This is a genomic window from Streptomyces sp. NPDC007875 (assembly GCF_042868035.1).
GTDB lineage: Bacteria > Actinomycetota > Actinomycetes > Streptomycetales > Streptomycetaceae > Streptomyces > Streptomyces antimycoticus.
In genome coordinates, this window is record NZ_JBIADZ010000006.1 from 180,589 (window position 1) to 197,121 (window position 16,533).

A 16,533-nucleotide genomic window follows, 5' to 3' on the forward strand; every position below is an offset into this window, starting at 1 on the left:
ATTGTGAAGAGCAACGGGCCGTGACCCGGCGGGGGAGGTGAGCGTATGGCCGACGGAAACTGCCTGATCAGTAACGAGTGGATATGCGGTGAGTATGTACGCACACGTGGTCAGGAGCTGACGGACGCGACGCTCGAGCATGTGTGGATCACGCTCGCCTCGGTCGCGATCGGTCTGTTGGTCGCCTTTCCGCTGGCGCTGCTGGCCCGCCGATGGCGGGTGGTGTCGGGGCCGGTGCTGGGGCTGACCACGATCCTCTATACGGTGCCGTCGCTGGCGATGTTCTCGCTGCTGCTGCCCGTGTTCGGGGTCTCGGTCGCGGTGGTGATCACCGGTCTGGTGCTCTATTCGCTCACGATCCTGGTGCGCAACATCATGGCCGGTCTCGCCTCGGTGCCCGAAGAGGCGCGGGAGGCGGCCCGGGGCATGGGGTACGGCCCGCTGCGGCTGCTCTTCGGCGTGGAGCTGCCCCTCGCGCTGCCCGCGCTGATGGCCGGGCTGCGGATCACCACCGTCTCCACGGTCTCGCTCACCACGGTGGGCGCGATCATCGGATACGGCGGTCTCGGCAACCTCATCTACGAAGGCATGCGCAGCTTCTTCAAGGCCGAGGTGCTCACCGCCTCGGTGCTGTGCGTGGCGCTGGCGGTCGTGGCGGATCTGCTGCTGCTCGCCCTCCAGCGGCTGCTGACGCCGTGGGCGCGCAAGAGTCGGAAGGGCACCACCTGATGGACGTCGTCGCCAAGGCGTGGACCTGGCTGGCCACCGGTTCGCACTGGGCGGGCCCCGACGGGGTGTGGCACCGGCTCGGCCAGCATCTGTTCCTGACCTTCGCCTGCCTGGCCATCGCCTGCGCGGTGGCGCTGCCGATCGCCGTGGCCCTCGGCCACATCGGCAAGGGCGGCGCGCTCGCGGTCAACATCTCCAACGCGGGGCGCGCCGTACCCACCTTCGCGGTGCTGGTGCTGTTGCTGCTCAGCCCGCTGGGGACGCACGGCCAGTGGCCCACGATCATCGCGCTGGTGCTGTTCGCCATCCCGCCGCTGCTCACCAACGCCTATGTCGGAGTGCACGAGGCGGACCAGGAGGTCGTGGAGGCGGCCCGCGGGATGGGGATGACGGGCGGCCAGCTGATCCGCAGGGTTGAGCTGCCGCTGGCGTTCCCGCTCATCATGACGGGCGTACGGACGGCCGCGGTGCAGGTCGTGGCCACCGCGACGCTGGCCGCGCTGCCCGGCGGCGGAGGTCTCGGCCGGATCATCACGGCGGGTTTCCGGCTCACCGACACCCCGCAGGTGGTGGCCGGGGCGGTGCTGGTCGCGGCCCTCGCGCTGGTGGTCGAGGGCGTCTTCGTGGTGCTGGGGCTGCTGCTCGACCCGATGCGGCGCAGGACGGGGTGGCGGCCGGCCGCGTCCCGCCGCCCGCCCGCCGACCAGGCCCCGGCCTCACCGGCGCTGACGACGTAGAACCCGCGGGCCGGGCCCTCCCGCGACCGGACGCACGCGTGCGGATCCCTCGGGGCGGGCAGCGCGGGTGACGCGGATGGCGCGGCTGACGCAGAGAGCGCGGACAACGACGTCGGACAACGCACGCGGGCAACGCACGTCGGACGACGCACAGAGCGCGGCTGACGCAGACAACGCGAACAACGCGGACAACGCAGAAAACGCGGCCGGCGCACAAGACGCGACGACGCGGACAACTACGGATGGGGAACCATGAGCAAGATCTATCGGGCGGCGGCGGCCGTGGCGGGCGTCGCCGCGCTGACGGCCGGGCTGACCGCGTGTGGCGGGGACAGCCTGGAGAAGTCGAGCGGCGGTGACAGCTCCGGGAAACCGGGCAAGGGCTCGCTGGTGATCGGATCCGCCTCCTTCTCCGAGTCGAAGATCCTCGCGGAGCTGTACGCGGGGGTTCTGAAGGACGCCGGCTATTCCACTTCGATCAAGACCGTGGACGCCCGCGAGCTGTATGAACCGGCCCTGGAGAAGGGCCAGATGGATGTCGTGCCGGAGTACGCGGCGACGCTGGCCGAATTCCTCAACCAGAAGAAGAACGGGTCGAATGCCGCCCCGGTGGCCTCCTCGGACGTCGACGAGACGGTCACGGCGCTGAAGAAGCTCGCCGAACCGCGCGGGCTGAAGGTGCTGGACCCCGGCAAGGCAGTGGACCAGAACGCCTTCGCGGTCAGCCGTGACTTCGCGGAGAAACATGATCTCAAGACGCTCTCCGACCTCGGGAAGTCGAAGCAGAAGGTCACCTTGGCGGCGGGCGACGAATGCCCCAAGCGACCCTTCTGCCAGCCGGGTCTGGAGAAGAAGTACGGCATCGACATCGCGGGCATCGACCCGCTGGACATCGGCAGCGTCCAGGCCAAGCAGGCCGTCAAGGACGGTAAGGACCAGATGGTCCTGACCACGACCACGGACAGCACGCTGGATCAGTTCGGGCTCGTTCTGCTCGACGACGACAAAAATCTGCAGAATGCCGACAACGTACTTCCCGTGGTGAATGTGAAGTCCGCGGGCTCGCAGAAGATCGCGGACTCGCTGAACAAGCTCACCAAGGTGCTGACGACCGCCGATCTGCGGGAACTCAACAAGAAAGTTGACGCCGAGCGGCTCAAGCCGACGGATGTCGCCGCCGACTACCTGCGGGACAAGGGGCTGGTGAAGTAGGATCAAAACCCCGCGCAGGAGGGCTTGGCAAGGGATCACGGCCGCGAGACCGCCGCATTTGCCAACGGATTGACAACAGATCTGGCCCGGCGGGCACCCAAGCGACCCCTTTGCACGGTAAGTTTCGGGCCATGCCACGTGGACGCCACCGCCAATCCCCACCCCTGCACAGGCTTCTTCCCTCCGCTTCGGTCGCAGTCGCGTCAATAACCTGCGCCGCCGGAGCCTGGCTGGTCGGCGATACGGTCGTGATCCGCGGACTTGCCGCGACCGCGGCCGCCGCCGCGGTCGTCGGCGCCTTCCTGATGCGCCGTTGGGACCGCTCGGCCGGCCGCCGGGTCGCGGAGGCCGCGAGCGAGGCCGCGCGCCAGGAGATGAAGTACGAGGAGCGGATCGCGGAGCTCGAGGCGGACGCCGAGAAGGCGAGCGAGCTCCGCACCGCGCTCAACACCCGGCTGCGCGCCAAGCGCGCCGAACTCGCCCGGCTGCGCAACGAGCACGCCGAGCTGCTGCGCCGCTACGCCACGGCCGAGACCGAGCGGGCCACCGCCCTGGAGGGCCGCCGCCGGCTCGCGCTGGAGGCCGCGTCCCCCGCGAAGGCGCTGGAGGCGGCGACCGGGTCCGCCGAATCCGCCGGGTCGAGCGTCGAGTCGAACGAGCCGGACGGCGCCGCCTCCGGGCGCGCCATGCCGTCGGCCACCGCGTACGCCAAGGCCGACGAGGCGCTGAGCCGGCTCAGGGAGAGCGCGCGACGGCAGAAGGAGCGCCGGGAGCAGGCCGCTGCCGCGGGTGCCCGATCCGACGCCCCGGCTCCCGCCGTGGACGCCGAGAAGGACGCGGATCGGGACGGGCGCAAGGGCCGGCGCGAGAACCGCGACAAGGGCGGTGCCGCCACGCTGGGGAAGCCCCCGGCGGCCGGCGGGCAGGACGACGACGGCCCCCAGGAGCCGCCCGTCCACGCCCGTACGGCCGCCTCGGCGGTGGTGCCGTATGCCGCGGCACGCCGGGCCGCCTCCCGTTCGGAGAGCGGCTTCGACTACTTCGGCACCCAGAAGAAGCACCCGAAGAAGCAGAAGCGGGAGCCCGAACCCGCCGAGGAGGACCTCGCCGACGTGATCGGCGACGAGACCCTCGCGGAGACCAGGAAGGGCGCGGTGGGCGAGGTCATCGACCTGACCGCGCACGACGAGACGGAACAGATCGACCTCGGGGAGCTGCGCAGCGCGATCTCGTAACGGGATCGCGCCCGCGCGGCGTCTCGGCGTCGCCGCCTACTTGTCGATGTCGCCTACTTGTCGATGTCGCCGACGACGAAGAAGAGTGACCCCAGGATCGCCACCATGTCGGCGACGAGAGTGCCCGGCAGCAGTTCGGTGAGCGCCTGGATGTTGTTGTACGAGGCCGAGCGGAGCTTCAGCCGGTACGGCGTCTTCTCGCCCTTGGAGACGAGGTAGTAGCCGTTGAGGCCGAGCGGGTTCTCGGTCCAGGCGTAGGTGTGGCCCTCGGGTGCCTTGAGCACCTTCGGCAGCCGCTGGTTGATCGGCCCCGCCGGGAGCTCGTCGAGCCGGTCCAGGCAGGCGTCCGCCAGCGCCAGGGAGTTGTGCGCCTGCTCCAGGAGGCATTCGAACCGGGCGAGGCAGTCGCCCTCCTGCCGGGTGACGACCTTGAGGACGTCCTGGAGCTCCGGGTAGGCCAGATACGGCTCGTCGCGCCGCAGATCGAAGTCGACGCCCGAGGCCCGGGCGATGGGGCCGCTGACCCCGTACCCGTGCACCGTCTCGCGGGCCAGGACGCCGACATCGCGGGTGCGGCCCCGGAAGATCTCGTTGCCGAGCACCAGGTCGTCGTACACGTCCATCCGCGAGCGCACCTCGGCCACGGCCTGCCGGGCCCGGCCCAGCCAGCCCGCCGGGAGGTCCTCCTTGAGGCCGCCGACCCGGTTGAACATGTAGTGCATCCGGCCGCCGGAGATCTCCTCCATGACGTGCTGGAGGTCCTCCCGCTCCCGGAACGCGTAGAAGATCGGCGTGATGCCGCCCAGCTCCAGGGGATAGGAGCCGAGGAACATCAGGTGGTTCAGGATCCGGTTGAGCTCGGCGAGCAGCGTACGGGTCCACACCGCCCGCTCCGGGACCTCCATGCCGAGCATCCGCTCGACGGCGAGCACGACGCCGAGTTCGTTGGAGAAGGCGGAGAGCCAGTCGTGGCGGTTGGCCAGCATGATGATCTGGCGGTAGTCGCGCGCCTCGAAGAGCTTCTCGGCGCCCCGGTGCATATAGCCGATGACCGGTTCGGCGCTCTGGATCCGCTCTCCGTCGAGGACCAGCCGCAGCCGTAGCACTCCGTGAGTGGAGGGGTGCTGTGGGCCGATGTTGAGCACCATGTCGGTGCTCTCCGCGGCGCCGCCGATGCCGACTGTCGTCTCCGTCATGCCCCCAGTCTCTCAGCTCCCCCGAAGGCCCCCGCGGGGGCTCGTGACACCGCCCGGGACGCGATGCGGTGGCCCTTACGGCCGGAGCGGGTCGTGCGGCAGGTCCACCGGGTGGTGGAGCCAGGTGAAGGCGCCGAGGCCGCCGGGGTCGGTCAGCTCCGCGGCCTCGCCCGCCGCGCCGAGGGCGCGGACGTAGGCGGTGGGGTCGGTGGAGGCCAGGGCGAGCGGGGGGCGGCGGGCGTCGAGGCCGAGCGCGCGCAGCGCCTCGCGCTGGGTCAGCAGCCCGGCGCCGGGCCGGGCCGCGGCGGCGCACGCGTCCATCGCGACATGCGCCGTCAGATCGCAGGAGCCGTCCGGTACGGGCCGGACCTCGCGCCCCTCGCGGAAGCCGGTCAGCGTGCCGAAAGGGGGCCGGGCGGCGCGTTCGTGGCCGTAGTCGACGGCGACCGCGAGGCCCGCCCGCAGGGAGCGCACGGCACGCGCCCAGGCCGCCTCGCGCGGATGGCCGATCTCGGCGCGCAGCCCCGGTTCGGCGCCCGCCAGGGGCCACCAGCGGGCCAGCCACGCCGCGTCCTCGCCGTCCACCGGGTCGCCCAGCCGCTCGGTGCCGTCCCCGGCCGCGAGGTCCACCTCGACCCGGCGCGGCACGCCGTCCGCGTCGGTCTCGGCGATGTCCACGGGCACGTTGTCGAGCCACTCATTGGCGAACAGCAGCCCCGTGCACCCCTGCGGCGGGGCGTCGAGCCAGGCGATCCGCTCGTCCAGGCCCGCCGGCCGCTCCGCCCGCTCCACCGCGTAGGGTCGCAGCCGCCGGTCCAGCTCGTGCGGCAGGCCGGGGGCCAGGGCGAGCACCCGCGTGAGCAGCTCACCGCGTCCGGCGCCCAGGTCCACCAGCGCCAGCTCGGCGGGGCGCCCCAGCGCCTCGTCCACCCGGCACAGCAGCTCCGCGACCGCCCGGGCGAAAAGCGGTGAGGCATGCACCGACGTGCGGAAATGCCCGGCCGGGCCCTCCGGGCGCCGGAAGAATCCGCCCCTTCCGTACAGCGCCCGTTCGGCCGCCGAACGCCATCCGCTCCACTCATGCTTCTCAGTCGCCACACCGCCACGCTATGTGGAATCGTCTCCACCTTGGGGAGTAGGGCCGGGCGATACGGATCGCCCCTCGGGTTGACCCGAGAGGGGTTCGGCGGTGCCTACGCTGGGTGACGTGCAGCGCCTCTACGAATTTCTCCGCAGGCATCCGACAGGGGTGGACACCTTCTGGGCCGTCCTCCTCGTCGGCTTCGGTTTCCTGTGGGTCGTGGAGGCGGCGATGAGCCGGGGTTCCCGCTTCGCGGCCGTGCCGATCGTCCTGGCGCTGGGGACGACGGTCGCGCTGCGCCGCCGCGCCCCCGAGAAGATGCTGGTGCTGGCCATCCTGTGCGGTGTCGCCCAGCTGGCCACCAGCGTCAAGCCCAATCTGGCCGACTTCGCCATGCTGGTGATCGTCTACACGGTGGCGGTCGCCGCCTCGCGCCGGGCCTCCCGCTTCGCGCTGGGCGTGGCGATCAGCGCGGCCCCCCTCGCCACCCTCCGCTGGCCGCAGTCCCAGCAGGGCTGGTGGGACGACCTCGTCTCGGCGGTCTTCGTCTCCATCCCGTTCGTACTGGCCTGGGTGCTCGGCGACTCGATCCGCACCCGCCGCGCCTACTACGCCCAGTTGGAGGAGCGGGCGGCCCGGCTGGAGAAGGAGCGCGAGGCGCAGTCGAAGGTAGCGGTGGCCGCCGAGCGCGCCCGGATCGCGCGGGAGCTGCACGATGTGGTGGCACACAACGTGTCGGTGATGGTGGTGCAGGCGGACGGCGCCGCGTACGTCATGGACGCCTCGCCCGAGCAGGCCCGGCAGGCGCTGGAGACGATCTCCGGCACCGGTCGCCAGGCGCTCGCCGAGATGCGGCGGCTGCTGGGCGTGCTGCGCACCGGAGAGCCGGGCGAGGAGAACGACTACGTCCCCCAGCCGGACGTCGAGCAGATCGACGAGCTCGTGGAGCAGGTGCGCGGGTCCGGGCTCCCGGTGGACTTCAAGGTGGTGGGCAGCCCGCGACAGCTCCCCAGCGGGGTCGAGCTGACCGCGTACCGCATCGTGCAGGAGGCGCTCACCAACACCCGTAAGCACGGCGGCCCGGACGTGGGCGCGAGCGTCCGCCTCACCTACTTCGACGACGGGCTCGGGCTGCTGGTCGAGGACGACGGGCGGGGCGCGCAGCGCGAGATGTACCAGGACGGCGGCGCCGACGGCAGCGGCCATGGGCTGATCGGGATGCGCGAGCGCGTCGGCATGGTGGGCGGCACGCTCGACGCGGGGCCGCGGCCGGGCGGCGGCTTCCGGATCAGCGCACTGCTGCCGCTGAAGCCGGTCCGTTGAGCGGTGGGCGCATCATGACCCGTATGCGCACTCGTAACGTCGCGCCGTGGCCGCTGTAAGCCGGCCGTCAGGCCAGAGGAAGGGACCCGTCCGGAATGTCGATTCGCGTCATGCTCGTCGATGACCAAGTGCTGCTGCGTACCGGCTTCCGGATGGTGCTCGCGGCCCAGCCCGATATGGAGGTCGTCGCCGAGGCGGGCGATGGGGTGGAGGCGCTGCAGGCGGTGCGCTCCACGGCGGTGGACGTCGTCCTCATGGACGTCCGGATGCCCAAGCTGGACGGCGTGGAGGCGACCCGGCGGATATGTGAGCGGGAGGGAGCGCCGAAGGTCATCATCCTGACCACGTTCGATCTGGACGAGTACGCCTTCTCCGCGCTCAAGGCCGGGGCGGGCGGCTTCATGCTCAAGGATGTGCCGCCCGCTGAGCTGCTCGGGGCGATCCGCGCGGTGCACAGCGGTGACGCGGTGGTCGCGCCCAGCACGACGCGTCGGCTGCTGGACCGGTTCGCGCCGATGCTGCCGGGCGGTGGGGGAGGCGGTGGCCGGGTCCGTCCGGAGCTGGAGCGGCTCACCGACCGGGAGCGCGAGGTGGTGCTGCTGGTCGCGCAGGGGCTGTCGAACGGCGAGATCGCGGCGCGGCTGGTGCTGTCCGAGGCGACCGTGAAGACCCATGTGGGGCGCATCCTCACCAAGTTGGAGCTGCGGGACCGGGTGCAGGTGGTGGTGATGGCCTACGAGACCGGGCTGGTGCGGGCCGGGGGTTCGGCGGGACCGGCTCGCTGAGAGCGGGGCGGCGTTTCTCCGGCGGCTTTCTTACGGCGGCGCTCTTGCGACGGCTTTCTTACGGTGGCGTCTTTACGGTGGAGGCGGCGTCCTTACGGTGGGGACGGCCGTCCTGCCGTTCGTCCCCGCCGTTCTCCTGCCGGTCGCGCAGGACCAGGTCGAGCAGTCCGGGGAAGCGCTGGTCGAACTCCGGGCGGCGCAGCCGGTTGACCCGCTTGGGGCCCATGTCGCGCTGCTCGATCAGCCCGGCCGCGCGCAGCACCGAGAAGTGGTGGCTGAGCGCCGCCTTGCCCACGGGGACGTCGAAGGTGCCGCAGGTGTGCTCCCAGTCGGCCGTGGTGGCCAGTTCGCGGACCAGCTGAAGCCGTACGGGGTCGGCGAGCGCCGCGAGCGCGGTCTGCACCGGTACGTCGTCGGGGTGGGTGTGTTCGGGTGCGGCCCGGTGGCTTCGGTTGCTCATCGCTGCTCTGCTCCTCTGCCGCTCATGGCCCGGTCTCTGTTCACTCTGGGGTGAACATTTTAGGCGGAGCCCTTGGGGCCGCACGCTACAGACAGGGCGCTACCGCAGCACGCTCTCCAGGAAGTCGCTGCCCAGGCGGGCCACCGACGGCAGGTCGAGCTGGTGCAGCACATAGCGGCCGCGGCGGCGGGTGGTGAGGAGACCGGCCTTCTTCAGCACGGCGATATGGCGGGAGACCTCCGGCGGCGTGATGCCGTACGACTCGGAGAGCTCACCGGTGGTGTGCGGGCCGCGGGCCAGGGTGCGGCACAGCCGCATCCGCATCGGATGGGCCAGGGCTTCGAGGCGGCGCTGGACGAGCTCCAGGGCGGCGGGCGGGGGGAGTTCCGGGGCGGCGACCGGGTACTGGATCACCGGGCGCCAGCCGGGGGCGTACAGGACGATGAGATGCGGCCAGCCGAAGGCGGTCGGGATGAAGGTGATGCCGTCCCCGTACGCCGTCGTACGGCCGCCCGCCAGCTTGTCGACCAGGATGCTGTCCCCGTCCTCCGACAGCGACAAAGCGGCGGAGGCCGCCGTCAGCGCCTCCCCGAGCCCCTTGCGCTGCAGCAGTTCCGCCTTGTGGCGGGCGTCGGCGGCCAGCTGGATCCGCGTCCGCCGCCAGGTGTCGGCGAAGAACGCCTGGTCGCAGTCCTCCAGCAGCCGCCGCAACCAGACTCGCAGCCCGTCCGGGTCCTCCAGCATGCGATGGGTGAAGGCCGCCTGCCGCGGCCCCCGGGCGGCCGCCATCTCGCGGACCCGGGCCCGTTCGTCCGCGTCGACCAGCGGCGAGGGGGTGCGCCGGGTGTACGCGGCGGAGCAGGCGATCTCGAAGGCGGCCGCCACGAACGTCTCGTCATCGATCCGGTCCAGCGCGTCCAGCTCCTCCGCGAGCGTCGCCCCGGGGACCGCCGGGAGCAGCAGATCGGAGCGGGAGGAGCGCCACAGGAAGTCCGCCTCGCAGAGCCGGTCGGCGAGGTCCGGCTTGAGAGCGGAGGACGTGGCGGTGGCCCAGCCGTGCAGCCCGGGGTGGTGGCCGGGCTCGGACAGCACATGGAGCGCGGCGCCCAGCTCGGCGAGCGGGGACGGGCTGAAGACGATGCGCTCGGGCGGCAGCCCGGCGATGTCGATGACATTGGCCATGAGCCCATGGTGCGGGAGCCCGCCCCCGGCGCCGCCCTCGTTTGACGGCCGCCGTCAATCGGCGTGACGGGCGTCCGGGGCCCGGCGGACCGTCGAGCCATGTCCCTCACCGAGCAGTACGCACTCGACCTGTACCGAGCCGCCCGGCGCGGCGAGCCCGCCCCGCCCGCACCGGGCCGGCACGACTGGCGCACCGTCCGGGAGCTGCGGGAGTACCGCGACGTCCAGGCCGTGATGGCGGGGCGCCCGGCCCGCCGCCGCGGCCGCCATGACCGCCTTACGGACGGGCCGGGCGCCGTAAGGGCGATGCCGCGTGCCGTAGGGGCGATCAGGGAGGCGCTGGCCGCCCTGCGGCGCCGGTCAGCCGTCCCCCTCCGTGAGCTCCCGGACCCGTGCGAGGAAGGCACCGGCCGCGGCCGTGACGTCGTCGGCCGTCCAGTCGAGTGCGGGTGAGGCGACCGTCAGCTCCGTCACGGCCAGACCGGGCGGCCCCGGCTCCCGCCAGCGACGGAACAGCGTCGTTCCCGTCTCCTCCGCCAGCCGCACCCCCGCCTCGTCCAGCACCGCCGCCGGAAACGGCAGCCACACCTGGAACTGGTGGGTGTGCGGCACCTCGGGATGCACCCGGGACCAGCCCACCCCCTCGGCCGTGAACGCCGTCCGCAGCGCCTGCGCCACCACCCGCGCATGCGCCACGTACGACGGAAGCCTCGGCAGCTCACGGTCCAGGCCGTCCAGCGCGGCCAGCGCCGCCGGCCACTGCTGGAAGAGCTGGCCGCCGTACCGGTGGCGCCACGCCCTGGCCTCCGCCACCAGGGTCTCGGGCCCGGCCAGCGCCGCTCCCGAGATGCCGTCGAGCGACTTGTAGAAGGACACATAGACGGAGTCCGCCAGGGCGGCGATCTCCGGCAGCTCCCGGCCGAAGTGGGCCGTGCACTCCCACAGCCGCGCCCCGTCGACGTGCACCACCGCGTCCCGCTCCCGGGCCGCCTCCACGACCGCGACCAGCTCGTCCCACTCGGGCAGCACGAATCCGGCGTCGCGCAGCGGGAGTTCGAGGGTGAGCGTGCCGAACGGCTCGTCGAGGCCGAGGACCTCCTCGGCGGTGGGCGGCCGCGGCTCGCTCGTCGGATGCACCGCGCGCAGCCCGCTCACCGTCAGATACGCGTCCCGCTCATGCGCTTCCAGATGCGCCAGCGGATGCACCGCCACCACCGGATTGCCGGTGCGCCCCGCCCAGCAGCGCAGCGCGATCTGCTGCGCCATGGTGCCGGTGGGGAAGAACGCCGCGGCCTCCATGCCGAGCAGCGAGGCGACCCGCCGCTCCAGCTCCTCGACGATGCCGTCCCCGTAGATGTCCACCCAGCCGTCCCCGCCGTACGGCGAGGGGTCGGCCGTAAGGGCGGCCGTGAGGGCGGACAGCCGCTCGGTGATCCGCCGCTCCGCGGGCCCGCGGGTGAGCGTCCGCTCGGAGCCGTGCCAGGCCGCGAGGCGGCGCGCCCGCGCGGCCCGCTCCGCGTCGCCGGTGGCGTCGTCCGCCGCGCCCGCCCCGGCCGGCTCGTCTGCACCGGCTGCCGTCCCGTCCGCCGCGATGTGTGTTCCGTCCGTCGCGTCTGCCGTGCCCGTCCTGTCCTTCATGGGCCGATCATGTCGCACGGGTGTCCATCGGACCACAGAGTTGTCCACAGGCCCGGGCTGCGGCCGAACTCCCCCGGAAACACTCGCGTAGCATGGCGGGGAATCGTCCGGTACCCCCTGAGGACTGGAACGGAAGGCCGCTGTCGCGTGAACGCACAACCACTTCCCGAGCCGCAGGACCGGCCGGCCCGGCTCACCGTCGGGGTCGTCGGCGCGGGCCGCGTCGGCCCGGCCCTCGCCGCCTCGCTGCGGCTGGCCGGACACCGCCCGGTCGCTGCCTCCGGTGTCTCCGACGCCTCCGTGCGCCGGGCCGCCGCCCTGCTCCCCGAGGTCCCGATCGTCCCGCCCTCCGAGGTGCTGGCGCGGGCCGAGCTGGTGCTGCTCACCGTCCCCGACGACGCGCTGCCCGAGCTGATCGCGGGCCTCACCGAAACCGGTGCGGTGCGCCCCGGCCAGTTGCTGGTGCACACCTCCGGCCGCTATGGCGTCAGTGTGCTGGAGCCCGCGCTGCGGGCCGGTGCGCTGCCGCTCGCGCTGCACCCCGTCATGACCTTCACCGGCACCTCGGTGGACGTCCAGCGGCTGGCGGGCTGCTCCTTCGGGGTCACCGCCCCCGAGGAGCTGCGGCTGGCGGCCGAGGCGCTGGTCATCGAGATGGGCGGGGAGCCGGAGTGGATCGCGGAGGAGTCCCGCCCGCTCTATCACGCCGCCCTCGCCATCGGCGCCAACCACCTCACCACGCTGGTCGCCCAGTCCCTGGAGCTGCTGCGCGCGTCCGGGGTCGAGGCCCCCGACCGGATGCTCGGCCCCCTCCTCGGCGCCGCGCTGGACAACGCGCTGCGCAGCGGTGACGCCGCGCTGACCGGCCCGGTCGCGCGCGGCGACGCGGGCACGGTCGCCGCCCACGTCGCCGAGCTGCGGCGGCACGCCCCGCACGCCGTCGCCGGCTATCTGGCCATGGCCCGGACGACCGCGGACCGCGCGCTCGCACACGGCCTGCTCAAGCCGGAGCTCGCGGAGGACCTGCTGGGCGTGCTCTCGGATGTGACCGACGCACGGGGCCGGGGAGGCAGTGAGTCATGAGCCCGAAGCTGTGGACCAAGGCGCTTCCTGGGGAGCCGGATGTGGAGCTGTTCCGCCATCGCTCGGATCTGGACGCGGCACTCGCCCACTTCGCCGTGCCGGGGCGCACGGCCGTCGTGATGACCATGGGCGCGCTGCACGACGGGCATGCCTCGCTCATCCGCGCCGCCCGCGCCCGGGTGGGCGCCAAGGGCCTGGTGACCGTCACGGTCTTCGTCAATCCGCTGCAGTTCGGCGCGGGCGAGGACCTCGACCGCTATCCGCGCACCCTCGACGCCGACCTCAAGGTCGCGGCCGAGGCGGGCGCGGACATCGTCTTCGCCCCGGCCGCCGAGGAGGTGTATCCGGGCGGCGAGCCGCATATCCGGATCACCGCCGGCTCCATGGGCGAGCGCTATGAGGGCGCCTCGCGGCCCGGCCACTTCGACGGGATGCTCACCGTCGTCGCCAAGCTGCTCCATCTCACCCGCCCCGATGCCGCCTTCTTCGGCGAGAAGGACGCCCAGCAGCTGGCGCTGGTCCGCCGGATGGCGCGCGACCTGGACTTCCCGGTCGAGATCGTCGGCGTCCCCACCGTCCGGGAGGGCGACGGGCTCGCCCTCTCCAGCCGTAACCGCTATCTGTCGGCCCAGGAGCGGGACACCGCGCTGGCCCTGTCCCGGGCGCTGTTCGCGGGGCGTGACGCGGGGCTGCTGGCGGCCGGGGAGGGCCCGGCCGGCGCCGAGGAGCACGAGCTCATACGGGTCGCGTCCCCCGCCGCGGTGCGGTCCGCGGCGCGCGTGGTGCTCGACGAGGCGGCGCGTCTCGAACCGCCGCTCGTTCTCGACTATCTGGGCCTGGCCGACCCCGCCGACTTCACCGAGGTCTCCGACGGACACACCGGCGAGGCCGTGCTGGCCGTCGCGGCCAAGGTCGGCGCCACCCGCTTGATAGACAACATCCGCCTGTGGATCGGAACCGCCCGATGACCCATCCGACCGGGCGGCCCGACGCCGCGGCCCCCGCCACCGCCCTGCGCGCTCCCGCCCCCGGCTGGGCCACCGAGGCCGATGTCGTGGTCGTCGGCTCCGGGGTCGCCGGGCTGACCGCGGCGCTGCGCTGTGCCGCGGCCGGGGCCAAGGTCACCGTGGTCACCAAGGCCCGCCTGGACGACGGCTCCACGCGCTGGGCCCAGGGCGGCATAGCCGCCGCCCTCGGCGAGGGCGACACCCCCGAGCAGCATCTGGACGACACCCTGGTGGCCGGCGCCGGGCTCTGCGACGAGCGGGCGGTGCGGACGCTGGTCACCGAGGGACCCGACGCGGTGCGCAGGCTCATCGCCACCGGCGCCCGCTTCGACGCCGACGACGACACGGGCGAGATCCTGCTGACCCGCGAGGGCGGCCACCACCGCCGCCGGATCGCCCACGCGGGCGGCGACGCGACCGGTGCGGAGGTCTCCCGGGCCCTGGTCGAGGCGGTGCGCGCGGCCGGTATCGACACCGTGGAGAACGCCCTGGTGCTCGACCTGCTCAAGGACGGCTCCGGCCGGGCGGCCGGGGTCACCCTGCACGTCATGGGCGAGGGCCGGCGGGATGGCGTGGGCGCGGTGCGGGCGGGCGCGGTCGTCCTCGCCACGGGCGGCATGGGCCAGATCTTCTCCGCGACCACCAACCCCGCCGTCTCCACCGGCGACGGGGTCGCGCTCGCGCTGCGGGCCGGGGCCGAGGTCAGCGATCTGGAGTTCGTGCAGTTCCACCCCACGGTGCTGTGGCTGGGCCCGGAGGCGGAGGGCCAGCAGCCGCTGGTCTCGGAGGCGGTGCGCGGCGAGGGCGCCCATCTCGTCGACGCCGACGGGGTGCGCTTCATGCAGGGGCAGCACGAGCTGGCCGAGCTGGCGCCCCGTGACATCGTCGCCAAGGGCATCATGCGGCGGATGCAGGAGCGCGGTGCCGAGCATATGTACCTGGACGCCCGCCACTTCGGGGCCCGGATGTGGGAGCGGCGCTTCCCGACCATCCTGGCCGCCTGCCGCGCGCACGGCATCGACCCGGTGACCGAGCCCATCCCGGTCGCCCCGGCCGCGCACTACGCGAGCGGCGGGGTCCGCACCGATCTGCGCGGCCGCACCACCGTCCCCGGGCTCTACGCCTGCGGGGAGGTGGCCTGCACCGGCGTCCATGGCGCCAACCGGCTGGCCTCCAACTCCCTTCTGGAGGGCCTGGTCTTCGCGGAGCGCATCGCGGAGGACATCACCGCCGCGGCCGAGGGCCCCGAGCGCCCCGCCGCGACCGCCGGGCGGCCCGGGCCGGTCGAGCGCATCGGGCCGCAGGAGGCTGCCCCCGATGGGGCGCCCCTGCTCGCCTCCGAGGCCCGCTACGAGATCCAGCACATCATGACCCACGGTGCCGGAGTCCTGCGCTCCGCCGAGAGTCTGGCCCGCGCCGCCGACCGGCTGGAGCGCGTCCACGACGACGTCGCGGCGCAGCTGCGGCGGGACGGCAAGACGGCCGAGCCGGGGGTCGAGACCTGGGAGGCCACCAACCTCCATCTGGTCGCCCGGGTCCTGGTCGCCGCCGCGCTCCGCCGTGAGGAGACCCGCGGCTGCCACTGGCGCGAGGACCGCCCCGCGCGGGACGACGCCGCCTGGCGCCGCCACCTCCTGGTCACCCTCCGCCCGGACGGCGCCCTCGATGTCCGCTCCACGGACTCCGAAGCGTTTCCCCCACCGACCACCCCCCGAGCCGAGACGGAGTCCCGCCCGTGAGCAGCACCGCCGAAGACCGCCAGCCATCCGTGTCCCTGCCGCTGCTGCAGATCGGCCGCCCCGGCGAGGCGGCGGGCTGCGGCGACGCCTGCGGCTGCGGCGACGACGCCGACGGCTCCGGGCTCGACCCGATGGAGTGCGGTCTGGACCCCGACCTGGCCGAGCTGCTGATCAGCGCCGGACTCGACCCGGTCCAGGTCGAGGACATCGCGCATATGGCCATCGAGGAGGACCTCGACCAGGGCGTGGACGTCACGACCGTGGCCACCGTCCCCGAGGACGCCTTCGCCACCGGTGACTTCACGGCCCGTGAGGCGGGCACCGTCGCGGGGCTGCGGATCGCCGAGGCGATCCTGTCCGTCGTCTGTACGGACGAGTTCGAGGTCGAGCGGCATGTCGAGGACGGCGACCGGGTGGCGGCGGGCCAGAAGCTGCTCAGCGTCCGCACCCGCACCCGCGACCTGCTCACCGGTGAGCGCAGCGCGCTCAACCTCCTGTGCCGGCTCTCCGGTATCGCGACGGCGACCCGTGCGTGGGCCGATGCCCTCGACGGGACGAAGACCAAGGTCCGTGACACCCGTAAGACCACCCCGGGGCTGCGCGCCCTGGAGAAGTACGCGGTGCGCTGCGGCGGCGGGGTCAACCACCGGATGTCGCTCTCGGACGCCGCGCTGGTCAAGGACAACCACGTGATCGCGGCGGGCGGCGTCGCGGAGGCGTTCGGCGCCGTGCGGGCCGAGTTCCCGGACGTGCCGATCGAGGTGGAGGTCGACACCCTCGACCAGATCCCGCCGGTCCTGGAGGCGGGCGCGGACCTCATCCTGCTGGACAACTTCACCCCGGAGCGGACCCGCGAGGCCGTCGAGCTGGTCGCCGGGCGCGCCGCGCTGGAGTCCTCCGGGCGGCTGACGCTCGCAGGCGCCCGTACGTACGCCGAGGCAGGCGTCGACTACTTGGCGGTCGGCGCGCTCACCCACTCCTCCCCGATCCTGGACATCGGCCTGGACCTGCGCGAGGCCGAGGGGAAGTAATCGATGCTGCCGACCATCGACGCCGGAAACACCCGCCCGCCCGTCGCCCCACCCACCACCCCAGGGCTCGTCCTCGGCCGTCAGCCCGCCCGGAA

16 protein-coding genes are annotated in these 16,533 nt (G+C 73.1%); 11 read left to right on the top strand and 5 right to left on the bottom strand.

Annotated elements, in window-relative coordinates:
* Window positions 1–45: 45 nt before the first annotated feature.
* The 4 genes from ACFYOY_RS15435 to ACFYOY_RS15450 all read left to right on the top strand — a co-directional run bounded on the left by ACFYOY_RS15435 (window position 46) and on the right by ACFYOY_RS15450 (window position 3,913).
* Window positions 46–729 carry an ABC transporter permease gene (locus tag ACFYOY_RS15435; RefSeq protein ID WP_351881912.1) on the top strand — a complete coding sequence of 228 codons (684 nt, stop codon included), beginning with the start codon at window positions 46–48 and terminating at the stop codon, window positions 727–729.
* Window positions 729–1,466 (top strand): ABC transporter permease subunit, encoded by a 738-nt coding sequence (locus tag ACFYOY_RS15440; RefSeq protein ID WP_351881910.1) that lies wholly within the window; start codon window positions 729–731, stop codon window positions 1,464–1,466. The genes ACFYOY_RS15435 and ACFYOY_RS15440 overlap by 1 nt, the downstream gene beginning before the upstream one ends.
* Before the next feature lie 252 nt (window positions 1,467–1,718).
* Window positions 1,719–2,678 carry an ABC transporter substrate-binding protein gene (locus ACFYOY_RS15445; RefSeq protein WP_351881908.1) on the top strand — a complete coding sequence of 320 codons (960 nt, stop codon included), beginning with the start codon at window positions 1,719–1,721 and terminating at the stop codon, window positions 2,676–2,678.
* 248 nt (window positions 2,679–2,926) lie between these two features.
* A complete protein-coding gene (locus tag ACFYOY_RS15450) occupies window positions 2,927–3,913 on the top strand; it encodes a hypothetical protein (RefSeq protein WP_388587433.1) in 987 nt (328 codons plus the stop codon).
* 53 nt (window positions 3,914–3,966) lie between these two features.
* Here ACFYOY_RS15450 and ACFYOY_RS15455 read toward each other — a convergent pair whose 3' ends face one another.
* Together ACFYOY_RS15455 and ACFYOY_RS15460 are read right to left on the bottom strand one after the other, a co-directional pair.
* Complete coding sequence (locus ACFYOY_RS15455; protein ID WP_216346854.1) at window positions 3,967–5,109, bottom strand: NADH-quinone oxidoreductase subunit D; 1,143 nt, start codon at window positions 5,107–5,109, stop codon at window positions 3,967–3,969.
* A gap of 75 nt (window positions 5,110–5,184) precedes the next feature.
* The gene (locus ACFYOY_RS15460; RefSeq protein ID WP_388587436.1) at window positions 5,185–6,207 is read right to left on the bottom strand and encodes an SAM-dependent methyltransferase; all 1,023 of its coding nucleotides are present in this window, start codon (window positions 6,205–6,207) and stop codon (window positions 5,185–5,187) included.
* Between the two features lie 109 nt (window positions 6,208–6,316).
* Here ACFYOY_RS15460 and ACFYOY_RS15465 point away from each other — a divergent pair, with 109 nt between their 5' ends.
* Window positions 6,317–7,513 (top strand): sensor histidine kinase, encoded by a 1,197-nt coding sequence (locus ACFYOY_RS15465; RefSeq protein WP_351881902.1) that lies wholly within the window; start codon window positions 6,317–6,319, stop codon window positions 7,511–7,513.
* 95 nt (window positions 7,514–7,608) lie between these two features.
* Window positions 7,609–8,298 (top strand): response regulator transcription factor, encoded by a 690-nt coding sequence (locus tag ACFYOY_RS15470; protein WP_351881900.1) that lies wholly within the window; start codon window positions 7,609–7,611, stop codon window positions 8,296–8,298.
* A gap of 58 nt (window positions 8,299–8,356) precedes the next feature.
* Here ACFYOY_RS15470 and ACFYOY_RS15475 read toward each other — a convergent pair whose 3' ends face one another.
* Both ACFYOY_RS15475 and ACFYOY_RS15480 read right to left on the bottom strand, forming a co-directional pair.
* On the bottom strand, window positions 8,357–8,758 hold the full coding sequence (locus tag ACFYOY_RS15475; protein ID WP_351881898.1) for a helix-turn-helix domain-containing protein: 402 nt from the start codon (window positions 8,756–8,758) through the stop codon (window positions 8,357–8,359).
* Between the two features lie 99 nt (window positions 8,759–8,857).
* Complete coding sequence (locus ACFYOY_RS15480; RefSeq protein ID WP_388587440.1) at window positions 8,858–9,940, bottom strand: DUF5937 family protein; 1,083 nt, start codon at window positions 9,938–9,940, stop codon at window positions 8,858–8,860.
* A 99-nt stretch (window positions 9,941–10,039) separates the two neighbouring features.
* On the opposite strand from ACFYOY_RS15480, the gene ACFYOY_RS15485 reads away from it, so the two are divergent.
* Entirely contained in the window at window positions 10,040–10,393 is a 354-nt protein-coding gene (locus tag ACFYOY_RS15485) for a hypothetical protein (protein WP_351881894.1), read from the top strand.
* Here the strand turns inward: ACFYOY_RS15485 and ACFYOY_RS15490 are convergent.
* Window positions 10,301–11,578, bottom strand: coding sequence for a beta-eliminating lyase-related protein (locus tag ACFYOY_RS15490; RefSeq protein WP_351881892.1), 1,278 nt, complete (start codon window positions 11,576–11,578; stop codon window positions 10,301–10,303). The two genes, ACFYOY_RS15485 and ACFYOY_RS15490, sit on opposite strands and share 93 nt — an antisense overlap.
* A 147-nt stretch (window positions 11,579–11,725) precedes the next feature.
* Here ACFYOY_RS15490 and ACFYOY_RS15495 point away from each other — a divergent pair, with 147 nt between their 5' ends.
* From ACFYOY_RS15495 to nadC, 4 genes are read left to right on the top strand one after another with little or no spacing between them, the layout of a single operon-like run.
* Window positions 11,726–12,661: a Rossmann-like and DUF2520 domain-containing protein gene (locus ACFYOY_RS15495; protein ID WP_211124919.1), complete on the top strand. Its 936-nt coding sequence runs from the start codon at window positions 11,726–11,728 to the stop codon at window positions 12,659–12,661.
* Entirely contained in the window at window positions 12,658–13,629 is a 972-nt protein-coding gene (panC, locus tag ACFYOY_RS15500) for a pantoate--beta-alanine ligase (protein WP_388587443.1), read from the top strand. The genes ACFYOY_RS15495 and panC overlap by 4 nt, the downstream gene beginning before the upstream one ends.
* On the top strand, window positions 13,626–15,407 hold the full coding sequence (locus ACFYOY_RS15505; RefSeq protein ID WP_388587446.1) for an L-aspartate oxidase: 1,782 nt from the start codon (window positions 13,626–13,628) through the stop codon (window positions 15,405–15,407). Before panC ends, ACFYOY_RS15505 begins: the two co-directional genes overlap by 4 nt.
* A complete protein-coding gene (gene nadC / locus ACFYOY_RS15510) occupies window positions 15,404–16,438 on the top strand; it encodes a carboxylating nicotinate-nucleotide diphosphorylase (RefSeq protein ID WP_351881886.1) in 1,035 nt (344 codons plus the stop codon). The genes ACFYOY_RS15505 and nadC overlap by 4 nt, the downstream gene beginning before the upstream one ends.
* Window positions 16,439–16,533: the final 95 nt, after the last annotated feature.